This window comes from Burkholderia sp. b14 (assembly GCF_900156195.1).
Classification (GTDB): domain Bacteria; phylum Pseudomonadota; class Gammaproteobacteria; order Burkholderiales; family Burkholderiaceae; genus Mycetohabitans.
In genome coordinates this window covers 2048226-2066796 of the sequence record NZ_FTPJ01000003.1, presented here as the reverse complement: position 1 = coordinate 2066796, position 18571 = coordinate 2048226, and the positions used below count along the sequence as shown (strand labels likewise).

The 18571-nt window shown below is 54.8% G+C and carries 18 protein-coding genes and 1 tRNA gene; 9 read left to right on the top strand and 10 right to left on the bottom strand.

The genetic code is table 11. From position 1 onward, the window contains the following. Positions 1–2 precede the first annotated feature (2 nt). Entirely contained in the window at positions 3–1175 is a 1173-nt protein-coding gene (gene macA, locus B0B13_RS14060) for a macrolide transporter subunit MacA (protein WP_076796873.1), read from the bottom strand. Between the two features lie 351 nt (positions 1176–1526). Between macA and B0B13_RS18555 the strand changes: the two genes are divergently transcribed. The 8 genes from B0B13_RS18555 (at position 1527) to B0B13_RS14030 (ending at position 9776) form a co-directional block, all read left to right on the top strand. Then, positions 1527–1667 carry a burhizin family lasso peptide gene (locus B0B13_RS18555; protein WP_170872442.1) on the top strand — a complete coding sequence of 47 codons (141 nt, stop codon included), beginning with the start codon at positions 1527–1529 and terminating at the stop codon, positions 1665–1667. Between the two features lie 106 nt (positions 1668–1773). Further along, positions 1774–1914: a burhizin family lasso peptide gene (locus B0B13_RS18550; RefSeq protein ID WP_170872441.1), complete on the top strand. Its 141-nt coding sequence runs from the start codon at positions 1774–1776 to the stop codon at positions 1912–1914. Positions 1915–2020: 106 nt separating this feature from the next. After that, the gene (locus B0B13_RS18545) at positions 2021–2164 is read left to right on the top strand and encodes a burhizin family lasso peptide (protein ID WP_170872440.1); all 144 of its coding nucleotides are present in this window, start codon (positions 2021–2023) and stop codon (positions 2162–2164) included. A 153-nt stretch (positions 2165–2317) separates the two neighbouring features. Then, positions 2318–3064 (top strand): lasso peptide biosynthesis B2 protein, encoded by a 747-nt coding sequence (locus tag B0B13_RS14055; RefSeq protein WP_083703750.1) that lies wholly within the window; start codon positions 2318–2320, stop codon positions 3062–3064. Beyond that, positions 3061–4803 (top strand): asparagine synthase-related protein, encoded by a 1743-nt coding sequence (locus tag B0B13_RS14050; RefSeq protein WP_076796871.1) that lies wholly within the window; start codon positions 3061–3063, stop codon positions 4801–4803. The genes B0B13_RS14055 and B0B13_RS14050 overlap by 4 nt, the downstream gene beginning before the upstream one ends. Positions 4804–4820: 17 nt before the next feature. Continuing rightward, positions 4821–6602, top strand: a complete 1782-nt coding sequence (locus tag B0B13_RS14045) for an ATP-binding cassette domain-containing protein (RefSeq protein WP_076796870.1) — start codon at positions 4821–4823, stop codon at positions 6600–6602. Positions 6603–7279: 677 nt separating this feature from the next. Further along, on the top strand, positions 7280–8497 hold the full coding sequence (locus B0B13_RS14040) for a hypothetical protein (protein ID WP_139337432.1): 1218 nt from the start codon (positions 7280–7282) through the stop codon (positions 8495–8497). 191 nt (positions 8498–8688) lie between these two features. Continuing rightward, a protein-coding gene (locus tag B0B13_RS14030; protein ID WP_139337431.1) for an IS3 family transposase occupies positions 8689–9776 on the top strand; the annotation gives its coding sequence in 2 pieces (ribosomal slippage) (positions 8689–8950 and positions 8950–9776; 1089 coding nt in all). Positions 9777–9890: 114 nt separating this feature from the next. Here B0B13_RS14030 and B0B13_RS14025 read toward each other — a convergent pair. Both B0B13_RS14025 and B0B13_RS14020 read right to left on the bottom strand, forming a co-directional pair. Then, positions 9891–10265 carry a winged helix-turn-helix domain-containing protein gene (locus B0B13_RS14025; RefSeq protein WP_076785570.1) on the bottom strand — a complete coding sequence of 125 codons (375 nt, stop codon included), beginning with the start codon at positions 10263–10265 and terminating at the stop codon, positions 9891–9893. Then, positions 10262–10591: a toxin-antitoxin system TumE family protein gene (locus B0B13_RS14020; RefSeq protein WP_076785571.1), complete on the bottom strand. Its 330-nt coding sequence runs from the start codon at positions 10589–10591 to the stop codon at positions 10262–10264. The genes B0B13_RS14025 and B0B13_RS14020 overlap by 4 nt, the downstream gene beginning before the upstream one ends. Before the next feature lie 157 nt (positions 10592–10748). Between B0B13_RS14020 and B0B13_RS14015 the strand changes: the two genes are divergently transcribed. Next, complete coding sequence (locus B0B13_RS14015; RefSeq protein ID WP_076796866.1) at positions 10749–11231, top strand: tyrosine-type recombinase/integrase; 483 nt, start codon at positions 10749–10751, stop codon at positions 11229–11231. 201 nt (positions 11232–11432) lie between these two features. On the opposite strand, the gene B0B13_RS14010 is transcribed toward B0B13_RS14015, so the two are convergent. The 7 genes from B0B13_RS14010 to petA form a co-directional block, all read right to left on the bottom strand. Then, positions 11433–13328, bottom strand: coding sequence for a hypothetical protein (locus B0B13_RS14010; RefSeq protein WP_076785572.1), 1896 nt, complete (start codon positions 13326–13328; stop codon positions 11433–11435). Between the two features lie 908 nt (positions 13329–14236). After that, positions 14237–14312 (bottom strand) — tRNA-Thr (locus B0B13_RS14005). Positions 14313–14355: 43 nt separating this feature from the next. After that, positions 14356–14934 carry a ClpXP protease specificity-enhancing factor gene (locus B0B13_RS14000; protein ID WP_076796865.1) on the bottom strand — a complete coding sequence of 193 codons (579 nt, stop codon included), beginning with the start codon at positions 14932–14934 and terminating at the stop codon, positions 14356–14358. 91 nt (positions 14935–15025) lie between these two features. Beyond that, positions 15026–15637 carry a glutathione S-transferase N-terminal domain-containing protein gene (locus B0B13_RS13995; RefSeq protein WP_041753298.1) on the bottom strand — a complete coding sequence of 204 codons (612 nt, stop codon included), beginning with the start codon at positions 15635–15637 and terminating at the stop codon, positions 15026–15028. A 94-nt stretch (positions 15638–15731) separates the two neighbouring features. Beyond that, positions 15732–16481: a cytochrome c1 gene (locus B0B13_RS13990; RefSeq protein WP_076796864.1), complete on the bottom strand. Its 750-nt coding sequence runs from the start codon at positions 16479–16481 to the stop codon at positions 15732–15734. 32 nt (positions 16482–16513) lie between these two features. Continuing rightward, positions 16514–17899 carry a cytochrome b gene (locus B0B13_RS13985; protein ID WP_076796863.1) on the bottom strand — a complete coding sequence of 462 codons (1386 nt, stop codon included), beginning with the start codon at positions 17897–17899 and terminating at the stop codon, positions 16514–16516. After that, entirely contained in the window at positions 17900–18520 is a 621-nt protein-coding gene (petA, locus tag B0B13_RS13980) for a ubiquinol-cytochrome c reductase iron-sulfur subunit (protein WP_076796862.1), read from the bottom strand. Positions 18521–18571 lie beyond the last annotated feature (51 nt).

The following is an 18571-nucleotide window of genomic DNA, read 5'->3' as shown; positions in this document are numbered from 1 at the left end:
CGTCAGCGTGCTGAGCTGGTGAAAGTATCGGACGCGTCGCCGATCACGACGCGTTCGCCGGCCTTGAGTCCATCGCGGATCTCAACCTTGACGTTGTTGTTCAGCCCGGTGCTGACTTGACGCGTGACGGTCCTGCCATCGGCATCGAGCACACGTACCGCGTACCGCCCATCCGGCGCCTTTGCGCCAAGCGCGGAAACCGGGATACTGAGCACTTGCCGCGCGACGCCGAGCAGCACGCTGACCTGCGCAGTCATCGAGATGCGCAGCCGGTGACCGGGATTGGGCACCTCGAACAACGCGTTGTAGAACACAGCCGTATTGAGCTTGGACGAGCCACCGAGCGAATTTTGTTGCGTATCGAGGAAATTCTGCGGCGCGGGCTCGATCGCGCGCAACTTGCCATAATAGCGTTTGTCCGGTTCGCCGAGTATCGTGAAGTATGCAGCCTGGCCTGGGTGCAGGCGAATCACGTCAGCTTCCGATACCTGTGCCTTCACCGTCATCGTGTCGAGGTCGGCAAGCTTCAGGATCACCGGTGCCTGCTGCTGCGCGATCACAGTCTGGCCTTCCTGCGTAACAATCGCGACCACTTCCCCATCCATCGGCGCAACGATTCGCGTGTAGTCGAGATTGGCCCGTGTGGTCTCGGTTTGAATGCGGGCCGAGCGAATCTGCGCGTCGAGCGACGCGAGATTCGCACGCTGCACATCAAGCGCCGCGCTCGCCTCTTCGCAATCCCGCCGCGAAGTCGCGTCATCCCGCAGCATTTGTTGCTGGCGGCGGAATTCGAGTTCAGCCTGCCGAAGCTGCGCAGCCGTTGCACGCCTCTGCGCAACGAAGTTCTGCTCGTTGGTTTCCGCCTGACGCAGCGCGTTCTGCAAGAGAACCGGGTCGATCTGCGCGAGCCATTGTCCCGTCTTGACCTTGTCACCGAGCTTGACCTTCAGCGACTTGAGTTGGCCAGAGACCTGTGCACCGACATCAACCTGCTTGAATGCCTGTAGCGTGCCCGTCGCGAGCACCGCATGCTCAAGATCGCCGCGCTCGACATTTGCGGTCAAGTAATGCGGATGCTTGTCCCGAGAAAAGACATATAGCGAGAGCGTGACAATCAGAATGACAGCGATAACACCAGCTATCGCGGCACGCCAACGACGGGAAGACCTCTTCATGAATGGTAGAGTAGTTAGAGCAAATGCCAGCGCAGAGAGGCAACCAAAAGCGAAGCATGATACCGAAAAATATCCGACGCTACCTTTTCAAGGTGTTGCACCTTCACGGCACTGCGGCAGGCAGTATCTTTATGGTGCGATGTGCGCAACAATATTTTCAGTTTCCGCATTTTTCTCACAGAATAATGAACAATGCCAATGGAGCTGACAAGAATTTCACCCGCCCTCTTGCAAAATCTCAATTTTTTACTACACTGATAATACCTATGTTGATTTTAACGACATAGGTTTAGCCGCTTGCCTACTCGGATAGCGGCTTTCTTTTAACACTACGGGATCAAGGAGATTTTCATGAATAAGCAGCAAGACGTGAAGCATGAAGTGTCGGAATTCCTGTTGGATGATGAATCGCTGATGGAACTGTGCGCTTCTGAATCGACGCTGGGCGGTTCGGGACAATACCGAGAAGCTGGCGTTGGCCGCTTTTTCTGATCTACTACACTAATTCTGCCCATGTTGGCTTGAACGGCATAGGGCGACCAGCCGCCTGCCTACCGGGTAGCGGTTTCCTTTCCACTACGGGATCAAGGAGATTCTCATGAATAAGCAACAAGACGTAACGTATGAAGTGTCGAACTTCCTGTTGGATGATGAATCGCTGATGGAACTGTGCGCTTCTGAATCGACGCTGGGCGGTTCGGGACAATACCGAGAAGCTGGCGTTGGCCGCTTTCTCTGATCTACTACACTGATCCTGCCCATGTTGGCTTGAACGGCATAGGGTGACCAGCCGCCTACCTACCGGGTAGCGATTTCCTTTCAACTACGGGTTCAAGGAGATTCTCATGAATAAGCAACAAGACGTGAAGTATGAAGTGTCGGACTTCCTGTTGGATGATGAATCGCTGATGGAACTGTGCGCCTCTGAATCGACGCTGGGCGGTTCGGGAAAATATAGAGAAGCTGGCGTTGGCCGTTTCTTGGATTAAGTGTAGCTTGATATAAAACAACGCTAAGCAAATACCTTTCAGTACTGCTTCGAATGTATCTCAGGATTGCATGAATCTTAGATGTATTGTGACGCATACTAAGGTTTTGCTTAGCGTCCCCCTGTAGTCACGATACAGAACAACCATAAAAAAATGCCGTATCATTTGATGCCCAATGTGTTTGGCGCCTGTTTTGCTAAGCAAATTATCTTGCTCGATGTAGTGCGCGATCGGTACGCTGTCTTAACCGAGAGGCAATCTGCGGCATTGGCGTCACAGCTTGGTCTGGATATTGAGCGCTTTTCTCAGGCTGGCACGATTCAGCATTCAGCCATTCTGGAAGAGTTAAAGCGTGCCAACTGGATTAGTGCCGCTTCGTTTCCAGAAGCTGACGCTAAACTGAACACGTTGAGCCCCTCGCCGCAAACAGGGGGGATGTCGGCCAATGGTTGGAAGTTACCTGACGATGCCTTTGCGCACCGACCTACTTGGACAAACATCGCCAAAGCCACGCTCATCTTGAGATCCGTGCACCGATGCGCCGCGCGGCGCGGAATGGCCGGGTTGTTGCAGTTATGCAATCAAGCTCACCGTGAGGCCAGAGCAGGCTTGCGTGTCGGCCAGCCGGATGATTACGCGCCCTTTGTCAACACGCTTAATTGGGCCTGCCTATTTTACCCCCGGCCAACCAAGTGTTTGGAGTGGTCCGTCGCGCTGACTGTGCTGTGCGCGCGTGCCGGCTTGGCATTGAAATTGGTGATTGGCGTGCAATCTTTTCCGTTTTATGCACACGCCTGGTCGGAAGCCGAAGAGGTGGTGATTGGCGATAGCCCACTCAGACGCAAAGAGCTATCCGTTATTCTGGAATGCCCCCATCCTCTGCTAGCACTGCCCCTATGACCCTACTCGGCATCGCCTATCCGAAGACGCAGGAATATTTAGCACAAAAACGGGATTGGAGGTTCGTACGCGACCCATCCAACCAGATTGCAGGTGCACTTTGGCATCAACAAGACAGGGCCAAGACGCGTGCCCTATGTGGGCAATCTGGCACGCACTTCTACTGTTTTTATGGTTCAGCATTTTCAAAGCTGGACCAGAGCGAAATTAAGGAAGACGACTTGCAGGCAATTGCGGCAGTAGGTCCCGCGCGTCTCATGGCTCGATTCTGGGGTAAATATTTATTTATCTGCTTTGACCTGACTGCCAAAAAGTTGATCTGCTGCAGCGATCCAAGTAACCAATGGCCTGTATATTGGGCATGGTCCAGCCGTCACGGTTTGCTTTTTTCGGATACGATTACGTGCCTGCATCAAACCTTGGTGGAGAGCGGCGAGCGTCCAGCATGGAATAAAAACTTTTTTACGACATGGTTACGCACGGGCACCGTACAAAATGGTGAATTGCCGTTCGATCGTATCCAAGAAATTCCGGCGGGCTGCGCCGTCTCCTATATCGATGGTGGTCAACCGCAAATCGTGACGGTTTGGGATCCTCTCAAGCACGCAGTAAAAGATGGCACCCAAACCCCATTCGGCATTTTAAAGAATTATCTTAATCGGTTTGTATCGTTGGCTGATCGGCCCGTGCTGGAACTCTCCGGAGGTCTGGAATCCAGTTCCGTGCTGCTGGCAATGCGAGCAGTCTCCTCTGCTGACCATCCACTGTCTTGCGCGCATTATTACCATGCCGGTGTCGCTTCATCCAACGAGCTGGAACATGCGCGTCACGTTGCACAAAGCGTACAGGCTCATCTCCATGAGGTGGATACGAGGGTATTATCGTTTACCCCTGTTCAGTCTGTTCCGCGGGTGGCTAAACCACATATCCGATATTGTCTGCTTGCGTTTAATCAGTATTTTGCAAGTCAACTCGAGAAAGGAAAGCATACTCAGTTGATCAGCGGGCATGGAGGGGATTCGCTCTTTTTGGCACCTCCGCCTTTCGGCGCGCTTGCCGATGCGGCACTGACATGGCAATGGCAACGATTGGTGCGCGTGGCGATGGACCTGGCACTCATTCGTAGAGCGCCTCTGACCCAAGTGGTAACGGCTGCGGCCCGATCGTTGTTTTCTTCAGATCTTTTTGAAAATAACGGCGGTACGCTCGATCTTCTATCTGAAGAAGCACAGCACGAATCGTTCGATCGACGAGCGTACCTGCATCCCTTTCTCCAGCAAAATAAGGTTCGGTTACCCGGCCAGCTCTATCAGCTGGCTTTGGCTTTTTTGACGCTCGACGACATTCGATCGCCCGCCTATCCATTTACCCAACCCACGCATTACCCGTTTCTTTGCCAGCCAATGGTCGAGTTCGCGCTGTCAATACCAAGCTATGACCATTTCGAAGGAGCGCATAATCGTATTGTTCTACGAAAGTCTGTCTCGGCAGCCACAGGTTATCCGAACCTGTGGCGACGCAACAAAGGCGAAACCTCAGGTATCGATTTGTTGGGCATTCGTGACCACAAGGATCATATGATGGTGCGCTGTCTCGAGGGATTTCTGGCCAAAGAAGGCTATCTCGACGTAAAACGCACACGTGCTGCGATTCAGCATAGCAGCAAAGGACATAGCAAATATTTTATGGGCCTCCTTCACCTCTATGCCGCCGAACTGTTTGTTCAAGGATGGCAATGACTAGCGAGTGAAGCGTGATGCAGCATGGTCTCTTCAAAACAATCTTGTTCTTGCTGCATTGCTTGTGGACGCGTGAATGGAAAACACGCCTTCAAATTATCGCCGCCATCGGCTGTACCGGATGCTCGGTCGGGCTGACCACTATCGCACCGATGTTGCTCAAGTGGCTCATCGACGGTTTGTCCAACGCGGCACTCTCGGCAGTGAGCATCTATCTGCTCTGTGTAGCTTACGGCGGCGCGTGGTTTTTGTCACAAGCGGCGAACCGTTGCGAGCAGTATTTGTTCGTGTTGGTCAATGAGCGTATCAAACGCACGATTACGTTGAATTACGTCAGCCGAGTACTCGGTCAGCCCGCTGCGGCATTAAGTGCTCATCAAACGGGCGCTTCTGTGAGCGAACTCTCGCGCGTACAAGACAGTGCGATGCGTGCGATTATCGGACTCTTTTGGAGCCTCGCACCGATTTGTATTGAGATCGCGGTCGTCGGCATCGTCGTATTCTCATTGTTTGGCCTCGTTTACGCAGCTGTCTTGCTGGGGGTTCTAACCCTTTATATTTACTTTAGCGTATCAACGGCGAAGCGCTGTGAAGCGCTGCAACGCAAGAAAAACCGGGCGTCGGATCGTGCCTCTACGCGGCTGGTCGATACGCTAACGCATGCCGATACGGTCAAAGCGTTTTCGAATGAAGCCAGCGAATTAACCCGACTCGACCGTGTGTTAAAAATGCGCGCCTGGGCGAGTATCCATATCACGCGCAAGATGGAGATCGTTGGCGCCGCTCAATTACTGATTGTCGGTATCGGGTTGACCACACTCACGGCTTTAGCGGGACGAGATATCCTGGCACACCGGCTCACCATTGGCGATTTCGTGCTGTTGAACAGTTACCTGCTGCGATTTACTTTGCCGCTCAGCACGTTCGGCTATGTGGTGCGGGAAGTCCAGATAGGTTTGTTTAATCTATCGGAATTGCTGCACACCATCCGTGTCAGATGGCACTTCGAACCCTTGGGCTCCTCCCTGTTCAAGCAGGCACCATCGATCGAATTTCGCAACGCCAGCTTTCGCCATCCGTGCGGTAAACGAGTATTGCACCACGCGAATTTTTTGATTCCTGCTGGTGCCTTTTGTGCGCTGGTAGGCCCGAGCGGCGGGGGGAAATCCACGCTCATCAAGTTGTTATTGCGCCTGTATAAGCTCGATGAAGGGCAAATCCTCATCGATGGTCAACCCATCGAATCGTTTTCCGAGTCGCAGTTGCGTCAGTCGATCAGCTATGTGACACAAGACGCACATTTGCTGGATCGCTCGATACGCGAAAACATCTGCTTTGCCTGTCCGCAAGCCTCTAATTCGGAGCTTGAACAAGTTATCCATTCCTGTGCGCTGACATCCGTTATTGCTGCGGCGAGCCAGGGCCTGGACACGTCGATTGGCGAGCGAGGCAACAAATTGTCGGGCGGTGAGCGACAACGTGTGGGACTGGCCCGCGCTTTATTGCGCAATAGCCCTTTGCTACTATTGGATGAACCGACTGCGGCGCTCGATGCACACACGGAGGCCGATATCTTCAAGCATCTCTATGAGCGTTATCGTCACACCACGCGGCTCGTGATTGCACACCGACTTTCGGCCATTCAGCATGCGGACTTGATTTTAGTCATGCAAGAGGGTGCGATCTTGGAGACGGGCACGCATAGTAGTTTGCTAAGGCGACAAGGTGTTTATGCCAATCTTTGGCATAAACAAACCCAGTTATCGACAAAACAACCTGACTTATCAGCGGCACGATAAAAATCCCGCACACAGCCATCCGCATGGGCCCCTCAAAACCGGGTGTCGACTAGCCGGTAAGCGCGGGTCTTTGCGATGTAGTTTCGGCGATCATGCACGGCATAGATCAGGTCCGCGCGAATCCATCGCCAAGGGGCCACTTGGCAAGCGCCCGCAAACTGTCGCGGTCGTCATGCATGATCTCTTCCGCCAACTTCATCTGGCGTTCGAAATCAGGATTATATGGCATAAAAGGGATACGCCTACGAGCTCCATATCTATAGCGGCTATCAAGGTGTATGAGGTAAGACACCAGGCAGCTACAATACAAAGCGCTGACTAATTGCCGGCCGCCAACCTAGCTGAAGTTAACAATTCTTTTAAAGTTGACAATGGACTTTGATCCCGCTTCCACGCCTAATAGCGCTCAGGCTGCCGTCTATGCGATACCAAGCCAGCATCGCTCTGCGGCCACTGCCTCACCGCTGCCCCCACGCTTAGCAGCGCGGGCGAATACTGGCGTACAGCAACGCCCGACGACGTACCATAACCTGCCGCCTGAAATCCTTCAACGGGTGGCCGCCCACATGTCGTTATTCGACATCCCTAACCTGTCAGCCGTAGACAGACGGACCTACCACGCACTCAAAGAGTGGCGACTAAGCTGGTTTTGCACCAGAAACGCCAACGATGGCCCTGTGCCAAATCTCACATCGGTGCAACGGTTACTCACTGAAATTGAGCGCATCCGTGCGGAGCCGATGCTGCGTGCCGAGCCACTTCAGACGCTGTCGAAGCAGTTAAGTGGTTTGCCTGAAGAGCAACAGAGAGCAGCATTCCAACAGGTCTTCGAAGCTGCAGGCCGTGTACCAATGCGAGGCCTGCAATTACAAAAAGACATGATCGTATCCATAGCCTGTCTTTCACCGCAACGCGAGTTGTATGAGTTTGCCTATGCCGACGCCGAACGACGCAGTCCTGGACAAGGTAGCACCTGGGCCGCCCTTGCATCAGTTCGAAGAGAGCCCCCCATTGACCCTTTGCAGTTTGCAACCGAATATCGGGCTTTTATGAGCCGGCTTCCCGCATTGAGCCCCGCCGAGCAAGCTGAACTGATCAGAAAACTGGCCGCACTGCTAATCGAATTTGATCCCGACCACTATCCTACAGCTACGACACTCACTGAATTATACGAAACGCTGATCCAATGGGTGCAACATTTGCCGGCGTCATACCGCGGCGCGCCGATCGGCGCGTTGGCCAGAGAACTATGGCTGCTGTCAGAGGAACAAATATCTCTATACTATGCCAATCTACGGCACTTAACGCTGTCTCTGCCAGATCACCAATTAGGTGAGACGTTACGCTATCTGTTACAAGCGGTGCTAGACTTACCGTCAGCTCAGCAACAAGCATACGAGCTACCGCGACTTGAACCCATCATTGAACGTGTGCTGCCCGAACAGCGGGCACTGGCGGCGATTGAGCTTATTAGATACGCACCAGACCTGTACGACAAAGGGCTAGCCAAGCAAATAGTCCAGCGTGCACTAAGCTTGATCGATAGCAGCAACGAAACCATCCAAAACATGCCGTCAGAGCAGCGGGCATCATTAGTATCTAAGCTGACACTGAGTACAATTAGATTAAACGAACATGAAGCGCTATCCCAACAAGTGTGGCAGCGTGCACTACGTTTACTTGACAACTGCGATACAAAAGACGTGTTCAACGCACTTTCTCCACTTTCTAAATTGCCATACTGGAATTCGGTTTTACTCTTTTCTGACCAGCAATGGGAAGACGTCAAAACCGAGGTCATAGCCTTTGTCGAACGTAATCGTAAGAGGTATAGTGGTTTTGATCGTCTGCTCCAAGATCTTGAACACTATGAAAACAGCATGAGAGAAACCTGAACCTCGCAATCAACGCTGAAGATGATGTGGGATCGTGGACCGATGCGGTGGTGGTACCAGATTGGACTTTGACAATTTTACGGATACCAAATAGGGTGGACAATGAAGCCAGAGAAAGTCAATGAAGGGTAATCCCCCCAAAAAACCGGTGGGAACAGAAGTAGAATTTCTCGTTAAGGGAGTTCTACGCAATGAAAAAGTCGAGATTCACGGACAGCCAGATCATGGAGGCGCTCAAGCGCGTGGAGGCAGGGCTGGCGGTACCGGATCTGTGCCGAGAGCTGGGCATTAGCACAGCGACGTTCTACAAGTGGCGCTCGAAGTACGGTGGCATGGACGTGTCGCTGATTGCGCGGATGAAGGAACTGGAGGCCGAGAATGCCCGGCTGCGTAAAATGTACGTCGAAGAGAAGATCAAGGCCGAAATCGTTTCGGAGGCACTCGCAAAAAAGGACTGAGGCCATCTCGCCGGCGCGAGATGGCCCTGCACGCGGTGTCCAGCCGAGGCATATCGATCCGGCTGGCATGTGAGGCGTTTGGGATCAGCCAGAGCTGCTATCGGTACGCCGGCCTGCGCAATGCCGAGAACGAGGAGATTGCGAACTGGCTGCTGCGCCTGATCGACAACCACCGGAACTGGGGCTTTGGGCTGTGCTTCCTGTACCTGCGCAATGTGAAGGGTTTCGGCTGGAATCACAAGCGGGTGTACCGGATCTATCGCGAACTGGAGTTGAACCTGCGGATCAAGCCACGAAAGCGGCTAGTCCGGCAGGTTCCGGAACCGCTGTCGGTGCCCACTGCCGTCAACCAGGTCTGGTCGATGGACTTCATGCACGACCCACTGACCGACGGACGCAGCATCCGACTGTTTAACGTGATCGACGACTTCAACCGCGAAGCGCTCGGCATCGAGATCGACTTCTCGCTGCCCTCGCAGCGGGTGATCCGTGCGCTGCGGCAGATCATCAGTTGGCGTGGCCGGCCAAAGGCGATTCGGTGTGACAACAGGCCCGAGTACCTGAGCGCGACGATCACCGAATGGGCCCGGCAATACGGCATCAAGCTCGACTACATCCAGCCGGGTAAGCCTCAGCACAATGCGTATGTCGAGCGATTCAACCGGACGGTGCGCTACGAATGGCTGTCGCAGTACCACTGGAAGGACCTGGAGCACGTCCAGCGTTTCGCGACCGACTGGATGTGGACTGACAATCACGATCGCCCGAACATGGCCTTGGGCGGATTGACGCCAAAACAGCGGCTGGCCATGGCCGCATAGTTTCTACTTCTGAACCCCGTGGAAAACGGGGAGATTACCCAGCCCACTCTGGTAAAATAGGGTAATGCGTCCACCGTGCGCGCCGGTCCATCGCCTCGCCACAGCGGCTTACGTTTAGTTAAGCGTGGCGACCATTTCAATTTTAGGTGCTACCGAGCGCACCAGCTTTTGAACGCCGTGGCCAGGATTGGCTTGCCGTTGTGATACAACCAAGCCGGCCTTTTCCAGCATACGCACGTCCTTTGTGACTGCGGTACGCTCACGATGTAACCGGCGCGAGAGTTCAGCGATAGTCTGAGGTTCGCTAATAATCTCGTGCATTAAACGCCGCCGTGCTTCGGAGAGCACGGTGAACATCCGTTGCGGGTCCTCGAACGACAAGGTAATTTTCTCGGGGAACACCTTACCAGCATCGGCGCGGCGCGCTGCCCCCCGGGCACGCTCGAAAAAACCTGCAATATCACCTGTACGAACAACAACCTTAGTCATCGTTTTACCTTCCTATACTGAAAAATAATATCCTGCCATTCTTGTTGAAAGCGATCCAGCGTGGCTTCGTAACTCTCAAACTCGACTGGCTCAACTGCCCCCATATAATGCCGGTGATGATAGCCGTGGGCATTATCGAAACCCAAAACCCGACCATTATCACGTGGATAAATTTCATGATTAATGTAAGCCAAGTTGTAACGCGTCACTACGTTGCGCCCCGCTTCTCTGCATCCCCATACTTCATAACTTAAAAGACCGCCACCGGACTTGGCCTTGAGTTCGAAGCGTTCTTGCTCCAACAAAATTTCTTTAACCTTTGCCATACACTTCCTCAGCCGTGCACTATGATAGCACACCTGAGGCTAGACTTGGCGCATCAGGAGGGCCAAAGCTTACGGGCGACCTTGCGCTGGCTAGCAAGGCTACGGCGGCTTCAGGCCTGCCTCGCCTTCCTTCAGCACGCCAATAATCTGTTCTTCGGTGAATCGTTTCTTCACGACCACTCCTTTTCAGAATGGACTCTACACCGTCACCGTACTAATCTCGGGGAGCAAGTCAAGATCTGGTGGGAATCAGATTGCCGCTTTCCGCTCTTCACGAACAGACGGTGAAGACGCAACGCTTACCCTGCGCATCCAAATCGTGGGTGAGCTTTCCGCACTGCTCAATCGGTTAGCCGCCCGGAAAAGAACGCACAACCCACGCTCAACGCGTTTGATTGTCGATGAGTATGGACGCCCGCTCGGGCAGGCCGCACTGCGCTTTCGCTTCGATCGCGCCCGCGACGTAGCAGGCATTGATAAAAAAGACTTTCAGTTTAGAGACCTACGGGCGAAGGCGGGGACGGACAAGGAAAGTGCGACCGATCTACGTGCAGCGCAATCGTTACTGGGGCATGGCAGCGTGGCGATGACAGAACACTATGTCCGCAAGCGTGGCATGCAAGTTACGCCTACCCGGTAAGCGCGGCAATACTGGAAACGAGATGTTAACGCTGAAGTACATTAGTTTTTTCACACTTTGTGTGAATCTGCTAGCGACGACGGCCAATCCCCACGGTGTTCAGTTTATCGCAGGCGGGCAGCTGCCCGGTCTTGAGCACACCGCAATTCGTGCCATTGCGGTTCTAGCGCTGCCCGTTATAAGCCGAGGCTGGTGACGAACCTATTGTGGCCTATGGTAGAAGGGAAGATGTTCGGCACGCAGTTGGCACTCGTTACCCCTCGTCTCCAACTCTAGCCGCTGCTGCCTAGGCCGCTCCAAATTAGGGTTGCGTAACCACGGTATATGCGCGAGTATTGTTGCACGACTGGACTTATTGAGGCGGCTGCGTTCCGTAAAAGCCGTGATTTCGTTGACGGCATCTTGCCATTTCTGGTCGCTCATTGCGGTTGTCACGCCCTCTTGTCTTGCCTTGCTCAGCACGTCCAGTATTTCCGTTGCAACGTAGCCGTTAAACAGCCGTAGCATAAGCTGCCATACCTGCTTTGAGCGCATGTCATCCAACTGGTAACTATATCGCAGTAGGGCGAGTGCGACCTGATGACGCCCTATGGTCCCCATGGCCGAACATAATAAAGGCATATGCGCAAATATCATTGCACGAGTGGGCTCAGTGACGTGGTTACGTTCCACAAAAGCCAAAATTTCATTGACGGCATCGCTTCGTTTTCCACCATGCATTGAGTACTCTATGGCGGACATGAGCCTTGAATCACTAAACAACTCCAATAATTCCGCTTCACTGCTGCCATCAAGCAGCTGCAGCGCACGCTGCCATACTTGCTTTGAGAGCACGTCATTCAGATAGGGACTACATTCCAGTAGGCCGAGGGCGGCCTGCACACGCTGCGCGGGCAGCACGCGCAGTAGCGCAGGCTCCAGTAATTGAAGTTCGTGCGCGTGTTGCTCGGGTGGCAATCCAATTAAACTTAGTGGAAGACGGCGTAGCGCCATTCCCAGTTGCTCGTCCGAAAGCGATAACGCCAGTTGTCGCATTTCTGCATAGCGCACGGCACGCTCTGCTTCGGGCAAAACCCGTGTAGCAGCGGCCAACGCGCCGACCGATGCGCCTTGCTGAGAAGGGGGCAGCGATTGTGTTTGCTGCAGCAAGGCCACATAGGCCGAAAGAATATTGCTTTCGTTAAGTCTTGGGTCAGCCAATGCTGCGTAGCGCCTGACGGCCTGCTCTGCTTCGGGCGAATCCCGTATAGCAGCATCCAAGGCGCTGCCTCGCTGAGAAGCAGCCAGCTGCTGTAGCAAGGCCAAAGAGGCCGAGTCGGGGGCATTGCCTCTGCTAAGTGTCAGTCGATCAGCCAATAGGGGGATCAGCTTGGCTTGTTCAGACGGGTCTAGGTGCGCAAGCCGGTTGAGCAACGCCTGGTACCTTTCACGCTGAGGTGCTTGTGAGTTGAAGCGTCGATAGTCCACCTCCCCAAGCAACTCGGCCAGCTCGGGCCAGAAATTCTCTTGGTCAGGTCGACGTCTTTCGGCCATTGCATAGGCAAAATCGAATATGCTTTGCGGGCATGTGTAACTGCGCTGGGATAATAGCAACCTTTTTTGTATTCGAAAGCCTTGTTCCGGGATATGCTCGGCCGCCACGAACAGTCGTTTGAATGCTTCGACTCGCTGCTGCGGGGGTAAATATATTAATCGTGTAGAGAGTGCCAGGAGGGGTTCGACCCGCAGTTCCGGTCCAGCCTGGATACGCTCGATATCTTCAATCAGCTGTTGCCACGACGCAAAATCACAGACGTTGCGTGCTTGCTTGGTACAGCGCGCGGCCCATCGCCTTTCCTCCATTAGGTGATAAGTGCGCTTGTCCAGTAGTGAAAACGCAGGGATATCCTTAGCCGGCAAATGATCCGCAATAGTTAAAATCACGTTAACCGGCAGCGCAGTGTGAGTTTTCGGCTTTTTTAGCGATGTGTCGGGTGCCGGACTCGCCGAACGCTTTATGCCCGTGGGCGGTGCAGCCGTAGGCTGTGGGCGGGCTTGTTCGTCGCTCGCGTAAATGGCGGCCTGCGTGTTCAAAGTGGCGTTTAGATCAAAGTCCATCGGCAAGCTTAGCAAAAAGTGAGAAGAGCGCAGCGCGAAGCAATACTGCACGCACGATAGCCTAATGTCGCATGGCCACCCAGGCGGATACGAATAGGATTACGCCGACTTTATAACACGTAAGTGAACGGTTTTCTGAGCCCTTGCTGATAACGCATGTACAAAGTCGGTCATCTTGAATTTGGCGCGTTAACAAGGTAGAGCAAAGTTTGCCCGCCAAAACTCGCTGCGCGGCTGTATTGAAGTCAAAATCGGCCTATCCTCTGGCTATTGCCACGGTATTGGGGTCTTCTACTCGCCGGGCTCGTTCTTGTTATTTTAAAAAGGCAACGCTAAGCGCCAAACGGCGCACGCGCATCCAGGTGCGACAAAAAGCATCATCGAACAAGGCCATCACCCATCCAACACTCAATACACAAAGGCGTTTCCCAGACAGCGGCGACACAATTTTGTTTGCAAGCGACGTGTGTAAATACGCGTGGTTGTAGCTCAGCTAACAAGAGTTTCTTTGCCACGCTTGGCGCTGTCGCGCTCATTGCCGGCTGATACGGTCCTGCTTCGCCTAGTAGGCAAGCTTGTCAAGTGTGCGTCAACCTTTTCGTCTCGCCAAGATGGGCGTTATCGCATCGCCAACTCAGCCGTGCTCTTATTCAATCGCCGATCGGCCGGTGACGGGGGCACTCTCTGCATGGTCAGCCCTCTTCCATCGGCTGGATGGTAACTGGCGGCGGCTTCTTGTTGTCGGCGAGTCGTGCAGCACCGATCGGCGTGAAATGCTTAGCTGCCAGTTGACCCTTCAGAGCGCGCTACGTGGCCTCCGTCTTGTCAGCAAAAGCAATTTTGTAGAACAAAGCGGGTTTTGTAGAACAAAAAAAGCGGGCCCCATTCGCTGGGACCCGCGTCAGTATTGGTGCCGGCTGCAGGACTCGAACCCGCCACCTGATGATTACAAATCAACTGCTCTACCAGATGAGCTAAGCCGGCATAGCCATATAGTATACTACAGCCGCTAGTCTGCGGCAAAAAATCATTTGATCACTTTCAGATGCTTGCGACTACTGTCCTTCCGACTCTCACCCGCGGCCTCGCCGGCATCGGGCCCTTGCACAATCGGACCCTCTGCGTGCTGCCCGCGCTGCACCTCACGACCGACCGCGGCCGACCCGCTCTGTTCCGCCTGCTGCAACACGCGCTCACGCAGCACGCGTTGCTTCTCCTGAGGCGTCATATCGTAAAATTCATCTGCCGCGAGCGCCTCGAATTCCGGCGCGCCTTCAACCGGCTCCTGCGGAATCCCCTCGACCGGGAATGCCATTCCCTGCCCGTTCTCGCGCGCATAAATCGCCAGAATATTGCCCACCGGCACCTCGATCTTGTGCGATTTGCCGGAGAAGCGCGCGAGGAATTCGATTACGTCGTTGCCCATTTGCAACTGGCTGGTCGCATCGAAGCTGATGTTGAGCACGATTTCGCCGTCACGCACGAATTGCCGAGGTACGCGCGTGCGGTTATCGACCTTCGCCGCGATATGCGGCGTAAATCCATTATCCGTGCACCACTCATAGAGCGCACGCAACAAGTAGGGCTTAGTGGAAATCTCTTGCATTATTGTTCCTTGAACTGCCGACGCGTCGCGCCCGACACACGGGCGCCACACCGGCAAGCAGTGACGGCTGGGGACGCAAGCCCGCCGCCGCTTAACGACGCATCACCTTCTCGGATGGCGTCAACGCCTCGATATAGGCAGGCCGGCTAAAAATGCGTTCCGCATATTTCATCAGCGGCGCTGCATTCTTGGATAGTTCGATGCCGTAGTGGTCTAGGCGCCATAACAACGGCGCGATCGCGACATCGAGCATCGAGAATTCTTCGCCCAGCATGTACTTGTTCTTGACAAAAATCGGTGCCAGTTGCGTCAACCGGTCTCGAATCGCCGCACGCGCGCGCTCGTGCGCTTTCTCGGCGGTCTTGCCCTTCTCATTCTCGAGCGTGCCAACGTGCACGAACAGCTCTTTCTCAAAGTTGAGCAGGAACAGCCGTGCACGGGCACGCTGGACCGGATCGGCAGGCATCAATTGCGGATGGGGGAAACGCTCGTCGATATACTCGTTGATAATATTCGACTCGTACAGGATCAGATCGCGCTCCACGAGGATCGGCACCTGCCCGTACGGGTTCATCACCGAAATGTCCTCCGGTTTGTTGAACAGGTCAACATCGCGGATCTCAAAGTCCATGCCTTTTTCGAACAGCACCAACCGGCAACGCTGGGAGAATGGACAAGTGGTGCCGGAATACAAAACCATCATTTTTACTTTCCTCAAAAAACCGAAGGGCCTGTGCTGAGAAGACCGCCCCATGCCGTTCTTCTTCGCTGCCAGCCCCACACCGCTAACGACGTGTTTACTTGATATCTTTCCAGTACGCGGCGTTGAGCCTCCAGGCGCACAGGGTCAGCACGCCGAGAAACAGCAGCACCCACACGCCTATGCGCTCGCGCGTTTTGCGTGCCGGCTCTGACATCCAGGCAAGATAGGAGACAAGGTCGGCGACAGACGAATCATAGTCTATCGGCGTAAGCGTCCCGTTGGTCACCTGGGTAAAGCCGTCGAACTGGTGCGTCACCTCACCGTTCTCACCTTTATGTTCAATGAATTTCGCGTCACGCACGCCCTGCAGTTGCCACAGTACATGGGGCATTCCGACATTCGGGAACGCGAGGTTGTTCCACCCAGTCGGCCGCGTTGGGTCGCGATAGAACGTGCGCAAGTACGTGTACAACCAGTCCACGCCTCGCGCGCGCGCCTCGAGCGACAAGTCTGGCGGCGCGACGCCAAACCACTCCTGCGCATCGGCCGGGCGCATCGCAACGGTCATCGTGTCACCGATCTTGCCGCCGCTAAATAACAGGTTGTCCTCGATTGCCTTGTGCGAAATGCCGATCGACTGCAGCTTGCTATAGCGCAGCATGCTCGCGCTGTGGCAGCTCAGACAGTAGTTCACAAACAACTGCGCGCCATGTTGCAGCGACGCGAGATTGTTGGTGCGGTCCGGCGCGCGATCGAGAACGATATCCTCCTCGGCACGGGCCACGCCCAACGTGGCAGCCAGCGCCGCTATCAGCAGCGCAAGTATCGAAAGCCATTTCTTCATCGGTATTCTCCGTTCGCGTCCGATTCCCGCGTTCAATGCGGCTTGAAGGTCACGCGCCCGGGCGGCTGCTTGAATGTGCCCAGGCGAGTCCAGAACGGCATCCCGAGGAAGAATGCGAAATACACGAGCGTGCAAGCCTGCGCGATCACGGTCGCGGCCGGGGATGGAGGCCGCGTGCCGAGAAAGGCCAGTGTCAGGAAGACGACGACAAAGATCCCATAGAAGAATCGATGAAAGCCCGGACGATAGCGGATGGATTTGACCGGGCTACAATCGAGCCACGGCAGGAAAAACAGCGTGAGAACGGCGCCGCCCATGACAATAACGCCCCAGAACTTGGCCTGGGTGCTGATCATCGCGAGGATCACGAGCACGGCAGCCATGACCGAGCCAATCTTCTTCACCCCCCCGCGGGCCTTGATCAAGCCGAGCACGCCGAGCAACCCGGCCACGATCATCAACACGATCTTGAAGTCGTCCGTCGTCGCACGCAGCATCGCGTAGAACGCGGTGAAGTACCAGACCGGTGCAATTTCGGTCGGCGTCTTAAGTGGGTCGGACGGCACGAAGTTGTTCGCCTCGAGGAAATAGCCGCCCATCTCGGGTGCGAAGAAGATGATCGCGCAGAACACGAGCAGAAAGACGCAGACGCCAAAAAAATCGTGCACCGAGTAGTACGGATGGAACGGGATGCCATCCAGCGGAATGCCGTTTGCATCTTTCTTGGCCTTGATCTCGATGCCATCGGGGTTGTTCGAGCCGACTTCATGCAGCGCGATGATGTGAACAACGACCAGACCGATCAGCACCAGCGGAATCGCGATCACGTGAAACGCAAAAAAGCGGTTCAACGTGACATCCGATACGACGTAGTCGCCACGGATCCACAGCGACAGTTCCGGACCGATGAACGGAATTGCGGAGAATAAGTTCACGATGACCTGCGCGCCCCAGAACGACATCTGGCCCCATGGCAACAAATAGCCGAAGAACGCTTCGGCCATCAGGCACAGGAAGATCAGGCAGCCGAAGATCCACACCAGTTCGCGCGGCTTGCGATAGGAGCCATACAGCAGCCCCCGGAACATATGTAGATAGACGACGACGAAAAACATCGATGCGCCGGTCGAATGCATGTACCGAATCAGCCAGCCCCACGGCACTTCGCGCATGATGTACTCGACCGACGCAAACGCCAGCTGCGAGTCGGGCTTGTAGTTCATCACCAGGAAGATGCCAGTGACGATCTGGATCACCAACACGAGCAGGGCCAGTGAGCCGAAGAAATACCAGAAGTTGAAATTTTTTGGCGCATAGTACTCGGATACGTGCGCCTTCCAGGTGGAACTCAGCGGAAAGCGGCGATCGATCCAGCCGAGCAGGCCCGTGCCTTCATCAGGATTGTCCGTCGTCGCCATTTACGCCTCTCCCTTCTCGTCCTGGCCAATCACGAGCTGCGTGGCCGTCTTGAACATGAACGGCGGTACATCGAGATTTTGCGGTGCGGGCTTATTCTTGAACACGCGGCCGGCCAAGTCAAAGGTCGAGCCATGGCACGGACACAGCCAACCGCCCGGCCAGTGGGCCGGCAGGTTTGGCTGGGGACCTGGCGAAAAGCGCGGGCTCGGCGAGCAGCCCAGGTGCGTGCAGATGCCCACGAGCACGAGGATGTTCTTGTGCTCCGGACGGGAGCGGTATTCGTTCTGGCAGTACTCGGGGAGCGGGATCGAAAAGGGATTCTGGGTATGTGGATCGGCGACCTCGCCATCGGCCTTGATGACCTCGGCCAACATCTGCTCGGTACGATTGATGATCCACACAGGCTTGCCGCGCCATGCAACGGTCATCATCTCGCCGGGTTTCAGAGCACTGATGTCCACTTCGACCGGCGCGCCTGCGGCCCTGGCCTTTTCGGACGGTGCCAGCGATGCAGCAAAGGGCACCAGGGTTGTCATGCCCCCCATTCCACCTGCTACTGACGTCGCTATCAGCCAGGTACGGCGGCTGCCATCGACGCGATTGTCTTCCTTGTCTCGCATCACACGCCCCACTTCTTGGTTGGACTCCAGTCTTCCTTCGGCTATCCACTT